The organism is Providencia sp. R33 (genome assembly GCF_019343475.1).
GTDB lineage: Bacteria > Pseudomonadota > Gammaproteobacteria > Enterobacterales > Enterobacteriaceae > Providencia.
On the sequence record NZ_CP072453.1, the window covers coordinates 4,549,618 to 4,562,124 of the forward strand.

A 12,507-nucleotide genomic window follows, 5' to 3' on the forward strand; every position below is an offset into this window, starting at 1 on the left:
GGTTTTTTATTTTGCGGTTTCTAATTGAATTTAAACGATAAATATTTTTTGGCATGAGATTTGCTCTTAAGAGAATGGCGCTCATCGAGAGTGAGCGTGTTATTCGTAAGATTTATAGGAGCAAGAATGAAATACATCATCGTAATTATTAAACCGTTTAAGTTAGATGAAGTACGTGAAGCGCTGTCTGAAATTGGTATTCAAGGAATGACCATAACAGAAGTACGTGGTTTTGGTCGGCAAAAAGGGCATGCAGAGCTATACCGAGGTGCAGAATATACCGTCGATTTTTTACCTAAGGTGCGAATGGAGATCGCCGTTCCTGATGATCTAGTTGAACTAGTGATTGAAACTGTGGAGAAAACAGCACATACCGGCCAAGTTGGTGATGGAAAAATATTTATTTTGCCATTAGAGCAAGCAGTACGAATCCGTACTGGTGAAAAACAAGACGAAGCACTTTAGGAGAACGACGATGCGTAAATGGTTTCAATACATATTAATAGCAATAAGTGGTTTTCCAATGACCGTTTTGGCTTCGCAAGGAGAATTAGATAAAGCAGACAATGCCTTTATGATGATAGCCACTGCCTTGGTAATTTTCATGATTGTCCCGGGTATTGCATTGTTTTATGGTGGTTTATTAAGAAGCAAAAACGTCCTTTCACTTATGGCACAGACGACTGTGATCTTAGCGCTGGTCTCTGTTATTTGGATTATTTATGGATACAGCTTAGCGTTCAGTGAAGGGAATGCATTTTTTGGTGGATTTAGTCTGGTTATGTTAAACGACATTACGGTGGAAAGCTTATCTGCCACGATCCCGCAGTTTGTCCATGTGGCATTCCAAGGTGCATTTGCGTGTTTAACCGTGGCGCTGGTGGTTGGTGCTTTAGGGGAGCGAATTAAATTTTCAGCCGTTTTAATTTTTACCGTTATTTGGACCACTTTTGCTTATTTGCCCATGGCGCACATGGTGTGGGGTGGCGGAATTCTTTCGCAAGATGGCGCATTGGATTTTGCGGGCGGAACAGTGGTGCATATTAATGCGGCAGTTGCGGGTTTAGTTGGCGCTTACTTACTTGGTCATCGTACAGGATTAGGGAAAGAGGCGATTAAACCCCATAACTTACCGATGGTATTTATGGGAACATCAATCCTGTTCATTGGTTGGTTTGGCTTTAATGCGGGGTCTGCAGGAAGTGCAGATGGTATTGCAGCTTTAGCTTTTGTTAACACTGTTGCAGCAGCGTCTGGCGCGATTTTATCATGGACATTGGCTGAGTGGATTTTTAGAGAGAAACCTTCTTTATTAGGCGCTTGCTCAGGTTGCTTAGCTGGGCTTGTTGGTGTAACGCCTGCGGCTGGAACTGTTGGTGTAGGCGGTGCATTAGTGATTGGGCTACTTTCAGGGATTGCAGGTTTGTGGGGGGTGGTAATACTCAAACGCAAGCTGAAAGTGGATGATGTTTGTGACGTTTTTGGCGTTCATGGTGTCTGTGGTATTTTGGGTTGCTTGCTGACGGGGGTATTTACCTCGAGTGCATTAGGAGGAAGTGGTTTTGCGGAAGGTATCACAATGTTAAAACAAGTTGGCATTCAAGCGTTTAGCATTTTAGTCTGTGTTGTTTGGACTGCCATTGTTGCGTTTATTGCCTTTATGATTGCCGCTAAGACATCAGGGCTAAGAATTGGTGTCGAAAAGGAAAGAGAAGGTTTGGATATTACTTCTCACGGTGAGAGTGCTTATAACTAAGGCAATCACGTTCATCTATCTATGAATTCAGGATAAAACTGTGTTCTATTCAAATTGATAATGGCAGTATGCACGACACTGCCATTACCTTTTTAGCGGAATAAGTGAGTAATCACTTACTTCTCGAAATAGCTTGCTTAGCGTAGTTGCCTCTTGCGTATCACACCTTCTTGCACCGCTGTTGCAACAAGGTCACCTTGAGGATTGTAGATTTGACCTTTCACAAAACCTCTTCCACCAGACGCTGACGGGCTTTCGACGGCATAAAGTAACCAATCATCAATTTTAAAAGGGCGATGAAACCACATTGAGTGATCAATGGTGGCAACTTGTAAGTCTCTTTCCATAAAACCACGGCCATGGGGCTGTAATGCTGCAGGCAAGAAATTATAGTCAGAAGCATAGCCCAATAAATAATGATGTAGTGAAGGGATATTCGGTAATTGCCCTTTCGCTTTAAACCAGATATAGCGAAATGGTTCTTGAGGTGGCGCATCAAATGGACTGTAGAATTCCACAGGTCTAAATTCGAAAGGATTAGGCCTTAACGCATACTTTTTGACTGCTTCGGGTAATTTATCGGCCAGCGCTTGCACAATATCATCTTGAGAAATTAATTGGGAAGGTGGTGGAACATCAGGCATCAAGTTCTGATGTGAATACCCTTCTTCTTGGGTTTGAAATGACGCCGTCATAAAGAAAATAGGTTTACCATTTTGAATGGCACTGATACGGCGTGCACTAAAACTTCCACCATCACGTAAAATTTCCACGTCATACACAATAGGGCGAGAGCTATCACCAGGGCGTAAAAAATAACTGTGAAAAGAGTTAATGAAGCGATCTTCAGGGAGGGTTTGTTCGGCTGCATACATAGCTTGACCAACAACTTGGCCACCAAAAACTTGTGGTAAACCAAGGTCTTCGCTTTGCCCCCTGAAAATGCCTTCTTCAATTTTTTCTAGCTCGATGAGGCTAATTAAGTTCTGTAATTCTGGGCTCATAATTACCTTAATACAGTTAAAAATAATGAGATACCGGTATTTTCACATTATTTTACCAAAATAGGTAGGCAGATTGTGTATGGGTAAATTGACATTTACGTATAGTTACAATTTGAAATATTATTTTATTATTGTATTCAAATTGGTTATACTTTTTTCAATTCCCTCATCAAAAAAAGAGTCTCTAATTTCAATTTTTTTGAAATGTTTTAATAAACATTGTCTTATAGGTAATAACTATGATGTTTTTACGCTACTTTATCAGCTTACTATTTGTTTTTTCTTTAATTGGCTGTGAAGGGAATAGCACGAAGCCAAGTGAAAAAATTCTGAATAGTAAAGCGAACCATAACAACCAAGCTGTTGATTCAGGAAAAATCGAAGGGCGTGTTGTGATTGTGCAACGTTCTGTTATACCTGTAGGTGCGGTTGTAACAGTCACGTTAGCAGATACTTCAATTACAGATTTACCTGCGCTTATTTTATCTCAAAAATATTATGACTCGCTGAATAATCGTCCGACAATACCTTTTGAGTTAACTTATCATAAAAACGAAGTAAGACCAGAAGGTAAATTGACTGTGAACGCAACGGTTAATGCCGATGGAAAACTACTTTATATCGCAGATTCTGTGGTAGAAGTGATTAATAATGGCGTAACTGAAAATGTTGAGTTACTAATGGTGCCTGCAAATTAGTGCTATTTTAACGATTGGCTAATGCCTTGAATATTTAGAGAATACATTGCCTTATTTGTGTAATAAATCAGCACTTAGCCGCAGTATTCTTGCTATTTAAGCGACTATCGAGCATAATGCCCTTGCTTCGAGAGAAGCATTCAATGGGGGCTCTGTTGGTTCTCCCGCAACGCTAACTTGTTAACTTGGTCAGGTCCGGAAGGAAGCAGCCATAGCAGGGGTCGTGTGTGCCGGGATGTCGCTGGCAGAGTTCCCACCCAAATTTCCTTTCTTGATTTACTCCTTAATACAGTTTAAATACATTAAATCCATTATTGATAACGTAATAAATTTACGCTCAATTTATTTAACATTTAAATTTATATGAATGTTAAGTTAGATTTTATTTTTTAAATAATACCTAATATATAAATAGCAGGAAGTTAAAAAACGCATTAATTGTTAAAACGGGATATATTTTAAGCTTTAGGGGGGAATAAGCAGCAAAAGGGGTTACTAGCATTAAAGTAATGCCAATAATTGTACTTGAGTGATCATGATTTCAGCCGATAAATGTTATTACCGGCTATAACCATTTACTATCTGTGCGTGTTTCTAAGATATTATCTAACAAATTTCCAAACAGAAGCAGGGATTTTATCGTAGAGCTTATTCATTGTAAGTTCAGCAAGACGGTGGTCTGCTGCTGAGTAAAACAATTCCAGCTCATCATCAGATAATTCATACTTATTTTTTTCAATCACTCGCTCAAGTGTTTCAATTGTTGTGCATTTTCTTAAACGCATCAGATAATCAGATTTGGTCATAACGCCCTTTCTTTTATGAGAAATAACTCGGTAATATACAATGTGATAGTTAGGCTAAAGATAAACAAAGCCTTTAAGTTTTACTGGTTAGACATTTTAGATCGTCATCCAGCACAGCAACAAGATTTTGATTCATTGTCTCCCAATCAATAATTTCACTTAACGTGATGATTGGGCTTCCAAATAAATCATAAGTCTCATCGAGATACTCTTCGATTAATGAGATAACAAGATTTTCTTTTGGATATTTGATTTTAAATCGCCAAACAAATGCGGCGATGTGCTCTATGAGCTCATTAAGCGCAGCGCTCTGCTCGGAACTTAAGTCATTAATCCAATGTGTATTTGTTTGTTGTAAACTTAAAATAGCGTCCCGATTCAGACTATTACATAAGTATTTAAGTTCTGCTATATCATGTCTTTTGGGTGAGTATTCATCCATAATCACCTCCGCGGGCGAATCTGACTTTTGCTATGTATCTTTTTATATCAATAATACAGCCATAATAACGAATTAAAAACACTTATGTCCAATATGAAAACATGATATGTTAATATATTGAAAAATATAAATTTATTATAAAAACATTGAATGTCTGAAAGTTTATACTATTAACATAAGTGATATTCAAATACAGGCTGGCAGTAAGAACCGCTTTAGGTTAGATGTAATAATATCATTATTCTTGCATAAGTCACCCTCTATTAACTACTTTTTTCTACTTTTGTAGGGGGCTAAGAGGGCGTTTTTACGGTATGTTCTGACTAAACGCAATTTTATAGTATATTTAAATCGTTTAAGTGCTTAGTGTATTTTAATACAATCTGAGATAAAAATTTACACGCAACACCTTATAAAAAGTATTACTCTATTCAAAGTATTTAAATAAATTTATTTAACTAATGAGATGAGATATTTAAAAACCTTCACAAAAGGAAGTAAAGGTTTTTAAATTAGGTTGCAACTTAGAGATAGAGATTTAAGGTAACGCCTGGTTTCAGATCTGCCATTTTCACGCCAGAGTTCCAAGTCATTAAATCATTAAGTTTGATACCATGGCGTTTTGCTATGCTGTAATAAGAATCACCTTTGCGAACTTTGTATATTGTGCTTTTACGACTATTGGCGGCAGGGGCTGCACCTGTAACTTTGATAGTTTGGCCAGGTTTAATCACGCTGGCTGTTTTGAGGCCATTTAGCTGTTGAATGTTTTTTGCTGTCGTATTGAATTTTTTAGCGATACTGGCGATAGATTCACCTTTGCGAACTTTATAGGTGGTGATCTTGGCACGATTTTGGCGAGCCGTAGAAATGGCTGTTGGCTGTGCTATTGCTTTTACTTGTTGATTGTTCACTGCAGCGAGGCGGATCGTTTCTAGCACCTCTTGGTCCGTCAATGAGGTTTTAAATTGCTCCGCTTTTGCGGTGGGTAACATAATATAGTGTGGTCCAGTGGGGGATGTGATCCCACGGGTGTAACCTGAATTGTAGGTTTTGACAGATTCAACCGTTAACCCAGCCAGTTCAGCGGCTTGGGATAAGGTAATTTGTTGGCCAACATCCACTTGTGTTAGTGCTCTGTTTTTATTGCTTGTTGGTAAATTAACTTGGTACTGTTTTGGATTTTTTAATACCTTACTCAGCGCTAAAATTTTAGGCACATACTGCTTGGTTTCTTTCGGTAATGATAGTGACCAAAAATCAGTTGGTAGCCCTGCTGCTTCGTTCTTTTTAATTGCATTTTGCACGCAACCTTCACCGCAGTTATACGCCGCTAAGGTGAGTTCCCAATCATGACCGAACATCACATTTAGGTTCTCGAGTAAGTCAAATGCCGCATTAGTGGATGAAAGAACATCTCTGCGCTCATCAACCCATTGAGTTTGTTTTAACCCATATGAACGGGCTGTAATTGGCACAATTTGCCACAAACCAGCGGCTTGTGCAGGGGAAGTTGCTTTCGGATTAAAAGAGCTTTCAATAATGGGAATTAAGGCTAATTCCATAGGGAGATTACGTTCATTAATTTCGTCTACGATGAGGTACATATAAGGCTCAGCCCTTAATGCCACATCGTAGACAAAACTTTGTTTATTCATATAGCTGTTGGCCATTTCCCTAATTTGTGGGTTATCAGGAATGTCCATTTTTAATTCATCACTAATATAGCCCCATAAGTCATAATCAACTTTAGATTGTTGTCGACTAGCTGCTTGGTTATGTGATGCGATAGTTTCAATTGTATGATTTACAGGGGGTTTATTCTGCTTGACTTTTTTTGGGGCAGTTTGGCATCCAGCCAGCAGAACAACGGCGATAAGTGTCGCGATTATCTTCATTTTTTCTATTGTTCTTCATATTAATGTTTAAAAGTCGAACAATAATACTTATCCCACCCTAAGATGACAATCAATAAACTTCAATATTGGTCTTTTAATTGACGTAATAGGGTAAAAACAGCCCTCAACGGTGGGTTTTGTATATTAACCTGTAGTTTTTTCTGTAATTGTTGGTTATCGCATTGAAGAAAAATATTTATTTTTCTTTCAGTTTTCAATGTGGTAGGAACAGTAGGTTGATATTTGTCACGCATTTGTATTATTTTTTGTAAATATTGAGTAATTGCTTCATTTTCAGGCCAAATATGGTGGGCAAATTTTAGATTTGATAGGGTATATTCATGAGCACAACAAATCTGTGTGTCATCAGGAAGTGCAGCAATTTTTTGAATTGATTGGTACATTTGCTCAGGGGTACCTTCAAAGATACGACCACAGCCAGCCGAAAATAATGTATCGCCACAGAATAAATAGGGGGCTTGGTAGAAGGCGATGTGTTCCAGGGTATGTCCAGGTAAAGAAATAATGTGAAAGTTAAATTGGTTGATAATGATGTTGTCACCATCTTCAACTAACTCAGTAGCACCTTTACTGGCTGTTTCCTTAGAACCAAATACGGGCAAGGTTGTAAACGTGTTTAAAATTTCTTCCACGCCACCGGTATGGTCGTTATGGTGATGAGTTAATAGGATGGCGACAGGAGTTAAGTGCTTTTGGGTGATTATTTCGAGTACAGGCTCTGCCTCTGTTGGGTCAACGATGATACACTGTTTCTGGTTATCCGCTAAAATCCAAATGTAATTATCATTTAAGGCGGGGACTCGAATTAACTCCATAATGACCTCGAAAACTGTTTAATAGGGGAATTTCATGAAGCCTGCGCGTATTGATAAAAAAATTCAAATGCCCGTTAGTTGGTCTGATATTCCTTTTGGTGAACAATACCGACAAGCGCTGGAAAACCAGCTTCGCCCTTGGTGGCCGAAAATGTTTGGTTTTCATCTCCTTAAGTTAGGGCATTTAAGCACTGAAATCCATACCGAAGAATGTCTAATTTCCCATCAATTTAATGCGGGGGGAAATGATCCTCGTTTTCACCTTATTGCACAACCTGAAGCTTTGCCCTTTGCTGATAAGTCGATTGATGCATGCTTAATGTCTCATTGTTTAGCGTATAGTCATGATCCACATTGGTTATTGAGAGAGGTTGATCGGGTATTAATGGATGATGGTTGGTTGATTATTTCAGGTTTTAACCCATTTAGTCTTGCAGGGATAGCTAAATTGGTTCCAGTGTTACGTAAAAAGCAGCCCTATTGCAGTCGTTTCTTTCCATCGGTTAGGGTGTTTGATTGGTTGAGTTTATTAAATTATGAAGTTTTATATCATCGAAATTGCCATGTTATTCCATGGATGAGTCCGCAGCGGCGGGTCAATAAAAATTGTGGTGGAATTGGTGTGCTGAGTGTCATCGTGGCACGAAAACGGACATATCCGCTTACGCCCACGCCACTAAAATTTAAACAACCAAAAGTAAAAATCGGAACGGCATTAGGTGCGGCAAAAGAGCTAAGCAAGCGTACAAAAACACCAAGTGCTTAATCTTTCGCTGGTTGGTAACCTGTGTCTTCTTTGGTTGGTGATGACGCTGCCGCGCGTGCTAATTCATCACATTTCTCATTTTCAGGGTGGCCCGCATGGCCTTTAACCCAGCGCCAATCTATTGTATGACGTTGAATTGCCTCATCAAGACGTTTCCATAAGTCAACATTCACGACGGGGGATTTATCCGCTTTTCGCCATTGCTTGCGTTTCCAGCCATGGATCCACTGAGTTATCCCTTGGCGAACATATTGGCTATCCGTTGTTAAGATGATATCGCATGGCCTTTTAAGGGATTCAAGAGCAACAATAGCGGCAAGTAGCTCCATACGATTATTCGTCGTCATAAAATAACCGTCACTAAGCGTTTTTTCATGTTGTTGATAACGAAGGACAACACCGTATCCGCCTGGTCCTGGGTTACCCAAACAGGAACCGTCCGTGAAAATTTCTACCTGCTTTGTCATTTCTGGTACACTCTATATTATTCATTCATCTCTAGTTTGACACAAAATACCATTATGAGCACGGTGATAACCCGACAAATTGTCCTCGATACTGAAACCACAGGTATGAATAAACTTGGTGTTCATTATGAAGGCCATAACATTATTGAAATTGGTGCAGTTGAAGTGATTAATCGGCGCTTAACTGGCCGTAATTTTCATGTGTATATTAAACCTAACCGTTTAGTCGACCCCGAAGCTTTTGAAGTTCATGGGATCAGTGATGAATTTTTACAGGATAAACCTGTATTTGCTGACATTGCTGATGAGTTTCTAGAATTTATTCGTGGCGCAGAGCTCGTTATTCACAACGCACCCTTCGATATTGGTTTTATGGATTATGAATTCCGTAAACTCAACAAAGGTATCCCACCCACCGCCGATTTCTGTACTATCACCGATAGCTTAGTGTTAGCACGAAAGCTTTTTCCGGGTAAACGAAATAACTTAGATGCTTTATGTGACCGCTATTTAATTGATAACTCAAAACGTATGTTGCACGGGGCTTTACTCGATGCCGAAATCTTATCGGATGTGTATCTTGCGATGACAGGTGGGCAGACATCGTTATCATTTTCGATGGATGCCGAATCAGCAAATAATGAGCAAGCGTATGAAATTCAACGTATTGAGCGTCCATCCAGTGGTTTAACGGTGTTGTATGCTTCCGATGAAGAGCTTATTGCTCATGAAGCCCGACTGGATATTGTTGATAAAAAAGGTGGAAAACCTTGTTTGTGGCGCCAATCTAATGAAGAAGAAAAAGAAAACTTACACTAGGTGTGATTGATTTGAGATAAATAAGCTTAATAAAGAAAGCATTAGTTATTAGCTCACTTTAAGGCTAAAAACTGTTCAACTGCACGATTTTTCAAGAAAAAGTATTGACTGCGTAATGAAGTGTTCGTAATATGCATGCGTTCCCAACAGGGAACATTCGGAGCGGTAGTTCAGTTGGTTAGAATACCTGCCTGTCACGCAGGGGGTCGCGGGTTCGAGTCCCGTCCGTTCCGCCAAACATTGAAAGCCCTGAGCATTATCTCGGGGCTTTTTTTATGGTTTTTATTCACGCGAATTCCTCAGTGTTGTCATCGATACCTGTTTTCCTGATACATTTTTATTTCACTGATTCATATCGTAATGAATAGGAGATATACGCATAGAATGCGTTTATTGTTTTTGTATATGACGATTTTACAACGCATACTGCTAGTAAGACGCCTATTTATGATTTCGAACAGTAACTCATTTTATTTCATTATTAATATAATAGCGGTAATTAGATGCTTTTTTATGCGTTATTGTGGCGATCAAAAATACGTTTTTTTTATATCATTGATGAACTATTTCAGTTGGAAATGTTATTTTAGTCATTGTTCGAATTTTTTTAATGCTTAGGAAAGTTGAAAAGCAAAGAGTACATTTTACTCCCCCAAGGATAAACTTGGCGTACTCGATCTTAACACTAGATATCGTATTTTTTTTAGGTGAAAAGCCTTAATACTCTTATCGAGTGTTAAATCCCCATTCAAATAATACATTTCATGCCAATTTGTAACAAAATGAAAATGCCTATTAAATTAGGTGTCCATAATATATATATCAAAAAATAAGTAATTATATCTATAACTTATTTTTCGTATATTAAAAACATTAATTTAACATTTAAAATTAACCTATTAATCACATAGTTACTTATTAATTTAATACTCTAATTGCGTGTTTTTTGTCGTTTTTAGTCGAGACAATGTTGCAAGAAAAATTTTTTAATAGAATCAGCCTATCAATTTTATTTATTTTAATAGCTTTAAACATTTTTACACGATTTTGTATCCATTTATATTATTAAGAACAAATTAGTTACGAATAATTAAATTTTGAATTATTTAGTTAATAATATAAATATATTAATAATCATTTTTATAGTGTAATTCGTTTTATTTCACCGTTGGGAAAGTTTTGGAAATGCTTATGGAATCAAATAAGTTAAGCTATTATGCCGGTTTTTTCTTGAGAAAATCCAGACGAGAAAAAAATTTAACTGGCAAGCAGTTAGCAAAGTTAATGCATGTAAGTCAGCAACAGATCTCTCGTTATGAAACAGGGAAAACGCCATTAACACTTGATCAATTACATCAACTATTAACTTTTCTCGATAAAAGTTGGGAGGAACTCATTCATTTTGTACAAAATGAAAAAGAGAATGAGAATAATTTAAAAAACGAAATGGATAAGAAAGAAAACTATTCATTAAGTCGGTATTTAATGGATTTTGTTTCTCATAAAGAATAATAATTATATTTTTGAAATTAAATTCGTGGTCAGATTATATTTTATAAAGAACACAATTAAGTGTTTTTTATACTATGTAATTTTCTATTTGTTATATTTTTAATATTAATTAGAGAGAACAATATGTTTAATAAAAAAATGGCATCTGTACTATTATCTGGGATTATTGCTGCTTCTTTTGCTACTGTTGCAAATGCAGACACTCGCACTGCTCAAGCGACAGCAACGTGGCAAGCAACAGCAATTAAAGATACGACAAGTATGTTAGTTGTTACTCCACTGAAAAGTTTAACCTTTAATTATGCGGAAGGTCAAAAAAGCTTTAACCAACAAAATGGCGCATTTGATGTTGCTATTCAAGGCCAATCAGGTGCAACAGACTTTAAATTAACGTCTAAAATTATTGCAAATACTTTAGCAAGAACCACTGATGATTCAACATTGGAAGTAGGTGTTAAATGGAATGGTACTGACTTAGATACCACTGCTGATACAACATTGATTGATGTTGCACAAGGTATCACTTCAGGTTTAGATAACTTAGCTGCTGATGGTGTATACAATAGCTCAGACCGTGCTACAGATCGTGGTGAGTTCACTTTTGTGATTGCTAATGCTAAAGCTGCAGGTGCTGCAGCAGAGTTCAAAGACCTTGATGATGGTGTTTGGGATGGCGATGTAAAAGTTCAATTTACTGCAAACTGGGAAGGTAACTTCGTTACTCCATAAATTTTTCCATTAATTAAATAATAAATCCTATATTACGATAAAGATAATATAAGGAAATAAATCTTTATCGTATTTATTTGAGTTCACATAATGAAAAAAATTACATTCGCAGTCATTTTATTATCAATGCTACCACTAGAAAATAGTTTGGCTGTTAATGTTGGTAATATTACTGAAATTATCTCTTCAAATGAAGAAACCTTAGCAAAAGAAATTGAAAATACTGTTGATGCGGCGAGATTGGTTAATTTAAGTATTGAAAGAATAGACACACCTTTAGCTGATGGAAAAACCATTCCAATTAATGATCCTAATGAAATATTGTCAACACCAGCGAATATTATTCTTCCGGGTAAAGCGACAGATATCTTTAAAATTATTTACCAAGGCCCGAAAGATGATCAGGAACGTTATTACAGGTTAAATTGGACGGATGATCCAATTAGTGAGAGTGGAATGACAAAAAATGCCAAGTCTGCATCAGCGACCACATCGGCAACAATTAGTACCATATTAGTTGTGGCTCCTCGAGTTGAGAACTTTAAATATAAATATGAAAAAAACAAAGTTGCAAATCTTGGTAATAGCTCTTTTCGTATTGTTGCATCAGGACCTTGTTTAACTGAAAAAATAAAATTAGGGAACGATGGTATTTGCCGTGAGCGTTACTATCTAATGCCAAATTTAGCAGTTAATCTTCAATTGGTTGATATAAACAATAAAAAAACAAGTATTGGTATTTGGCACAAAGGGGAGTTTATTGTTGTCAAATAA

At 37.3% G+C, this 12,507-nt stretch carries 14 protein-coding genes, 1 tRNA gene and 1 other RNA gene; 10 read left to right on the top strand and 6 right to left on the bottom strand.

The window, feature by feature from the left end:
• The first annotated feature begins 126 nt into the window (after positions 1–126).
• A complete protein-coding gene (locus J6836_RS21075; protein ID WP_219245766.1) occupies positions 127–465 on the top strand; it encodes a P-II family nitrogen regulator in 339 nt (112 codons plus the stop codon).
• A gap of 58 nt (positions 466–523) precedes the next feature.
• The gene (gene amtB, locus J6836_RS21080; RefSeq protein ID WP_442959481.1) at positions 524–1,756 is read left to right on the top strand and encodes an ammonium transporter AmtB; all 1,233 of its coding nucleotides are present in this window, start codon (positions 524–526) and stop codon (positions 1,754–1,756) included.
• Positions 1,757–1,893: 137 nt separating this feature from the next.
• Here amtB and tesB read toward each other — a convergent pair whose 3' ends face one another.
• Positions 1,894–2,760 (bottom strand): acyl-CoA thioesterase II, encoded by an 867-nt coding sequence (tesB, locus tag J6836_RS21085; RefSeq protein ID WP_219245768.1) that lies wholly within the window; start codon positions 2,758–2,760, stop codon positions 1,894–1,896.
• Positions 2,761–2,999: 239 nt separating this feature from the next.
• Between tesB and J6836_RS21090 the strand changes: the two genes are divergently transcribed.
• Together J6836_RS21090 and ffs are read left to right on the top strand one after the other, a co-directional pair.
• Positions 3,000–3,458: a YbaY family lipoprotein gene (locus J6836_RS21090; RefSeq protein WP_219245769.1), complete on the top strand. Its 459-nt coding sequence runs from the start codon at positions 3,000–3,002 to the stop codon at positions 3,456–3,458.
• Positions 3,459–3,611: 153 nt separating this feature from the next.
• Positions 3,612–3,708, top strand: an RNA gene (gene ffs, locus J6836_RS21095) — signal recognition particle sRNA small type.
• A 352-nt stretch (positions 3,709–4,060) separates the two neighbouring features.
• Here the strand turns inward: ffs and J6836_RS21100 are convergent.
• The 4 genes from J6836_RS21100 to gloB all read right to left on the bottom strand — a co-directional run bounded on the left by J6836_RS21100 (position 4,061) and on the right by gloB (position 7,440).
• Positions 4,061–4,264, bottom strand: a complete 204-nt coding sequence (locus tag J6836_RS21100; protein WP_004905417.1) for an HHA domain-containing protein — start codon at positions 4,262–4,264, stop codon at positions 4,061–4,063.
• A 73-nt stretch (positions 4,265–4,337) separates the two neighbouring features.
• Positions 4,338–4,706 carry an Hha toxicity modulator TomB gene (gene tomB, locus J6836_RS21105; RefSeq protein ID WP_219245770.1) on the bottom strand — a complete coding sequence of 123 codons (369 nt, stop codon included), beginning with the start codon at positions 4,704–4,706 and terminating at the stop codon, positions 4,338–4,340.
• A 524-nt stretch (positions 4,707–5,230) separates the two neighbouring features.
• Positions 5,231–6,604, bottom strand: a complete 1,374-nt coding sequence (gene mltD / locus J6836_RS21110; protein WP_219245771.1) for a murein transglycosylase D — start codon at positions 6,602–6,604, stop codon at positions 5,231–5,233.
• 80 nt (positions 6,605–6,684) lie between these two features.
• Positions 6,685–7,440, bottom strand: coding sequence for a hydroxyacylglutathione hydrolase (gloB, locus tag J6836_RS21115; RefSeq protein WP_219245772.1), 756 nt, complete (start codon positions 7,438–7,440; stop codon positions 6,685–6,687).
• A 34-nt stretch (positions 7,441–7,474) separates the two neighbouring features.
• Between gloB and J6836_RS21120 the strand changes: the two genes are divergently transcribed.
• Positions 7,475–8,206, top strand: coding sequence for a class I SAM-dependent methyltransferase (locus tag J6836_RS21120; RefSeq protein WP_219245773.1), 732 nt, complete (start codon positions 7,475–7,477; stop codon positions 8,204–8,206).
• On the opposite strand, the gene rnhA is transcribed toward J6836_RS21120, so the two are convergent.
• Entirely contained in the window at positions 8,203–8,673 is a 471-nt protein-coding gene (gene rnhA / locus J6836_RS21125; RefSeq protein WP_219245774.1) for a ribonuclease HI, read from the bottom strand. The two genes, J6836_RS21120 and rnhA, sit on opposite strands and share 4 nt — an antisense overlap.
• Before the next feature lie 54 nt (positions 8,674–8,727).
• Between rnhA and dnaQ the strand changes: the two genes are divergently transcribed.
• The 5 genes from dnaQ to J6836_RS21150 all read left to right on the top strand — a co-directional run bounded on the left by dnaQ (position 8,728) and on the right by J6836_RS21150 (position 12,507).
• On the top strand, positions 8,728–9,492 hold the full coding sequence (gene dnaQ / locus J6836_RS21130) for a DNA polymerase III subunit epsilon (RefSeq protein ID WP_219245775.1): 765 nt from the start codon (positions 8,728–8,730) through the stop codon (positions 9,490–9,492).
• 159 nt (positions 9,493–9,651) lie between these two features.
• Positions 9,652–9,728 (top strand) — tRNA-Asp (locus J6836_RS21135).
• 955 nt (positions 9,729–10,683) lie between these two features.
• Positions 10,684–11,004: a helix-turn-helix domain-containing protein gene (locus tag J6836_RS21140; protein ID WP_219245776.1), complete on the top strand. Its 321-nt coding sequence runs from the start codon at positions 10,684–10,686 to the stop codon at positions 11,002–11,004.
• 123 nt (positions 11,005–11,127) lie between these two features.
• The gene (gene ecpA / locus J6836_RS21145) at positions 11,128–11,733 is read left to right on the top strand and encodes a common pilus major fimbrillin subunit EcpA (protein ID WP_219245777.1); all 606 of its coding nucleotides are present in this window, start codon (positions 11,128–11,130) and stop codon (positions 11,731–11,733) included.
• Positions 11,734–11,823: 90 nt separating this feature from the next.
• Entirely contained in the window at positions 11,824–12,507 is a 684-nt protein-coding gene (locus J6836_RS21150; protein ID WP_219245778.1) for a hypothetical protein, read from the top strand.

Coding starts and splice junctions, on each gene's coding strand:
- tesB (WP_219245768.1), bottom strand. CDS start 2,760: ATGAGCCCAGAATTACAGAACTTAATTAGCCTCATCGAGCTAGAAAAA.
- dnaQ (WP_219245775.1), top strand. CDS start 8,728: ATGAGCACGGTGATAACCCGACAAATTGTCCTCGATACTGAAACCACA.
- J6836_RS21100 (WP_004905417.1), bottom strand. CDS start 4,264: ATGACCAAATCTGATTATCTGATGCGTTTAAGAAAATGCACAACAATT.
- rnhA (WP_219245774.1), bottom strand. CDS start 8,673: ATGACAAAGCAGGTAGAAATTTTCACGGACGGTTCCTGTTTGGGTAAC.
- J6836_RS21140 (WP_219245776.1), top strand. CDS start 10,684: ATGGAATCAAATAAGTTAAGCTATTATGCCGGTTTTTTCTTGAGAAAA.
- J6836_RS21120 (WP_219245773.1), top strand. CDS start 7,475: ATGAAGCCTGCGCGTATTGATAAAAAAATTCAAATGCCCGTTAGTTGG.
- mltD (WP_219245771.1), bottom strand. CDS start 6,604: ATGAAGATAATCGCGACACTTATCGCCGTTGTTCTGCTGGCTGGATGC.
- amtB (WP_442959481.1), top strand. CDS start 524: ATGACCGTTTTGGCTTCGCAAGGAGAATTAGATAAAGCAGACAATGCC.
- J6836_RS21090 (WP_219245769.1), top strand. CDS start 3,000: ATGATGTTTTTACGCTACTTTATCAGCTTACTATTTGTTTTTTCTTTA.
- gloB (WP_219245772.1), bottom strand. CDS start 7,440: ATGGAGTTAATTCGAGTCCCCGCCTTAAATGATAATTACATTTGGATT.
- ecpA (WP_219245777.1), top strand. CDS start 11,128: ATGTTTAATAAAAAAATGGCATCTGTACTATTATCTGGGATTATTGCT.
- J6836_RS21075 (WP_219245766.1), top strand. CDS start 127: ATGAAATACATCATCGTAATTATTAAACCGTTTAAGTTAGATGAAGTA.
- J6836_RS21150 (WP_219245778.1), top strand. CDS start 11,824: ATGAAAAAAATTACATTCGCAGTCATTTTATTATCAATGCTACCACTA.
- tomB (WP_219245770.1), bottom strand. CDS start 4,706: ATGGATGAATACTCACCCAAAAGACATGATATAGCAGAACTTAAATAC.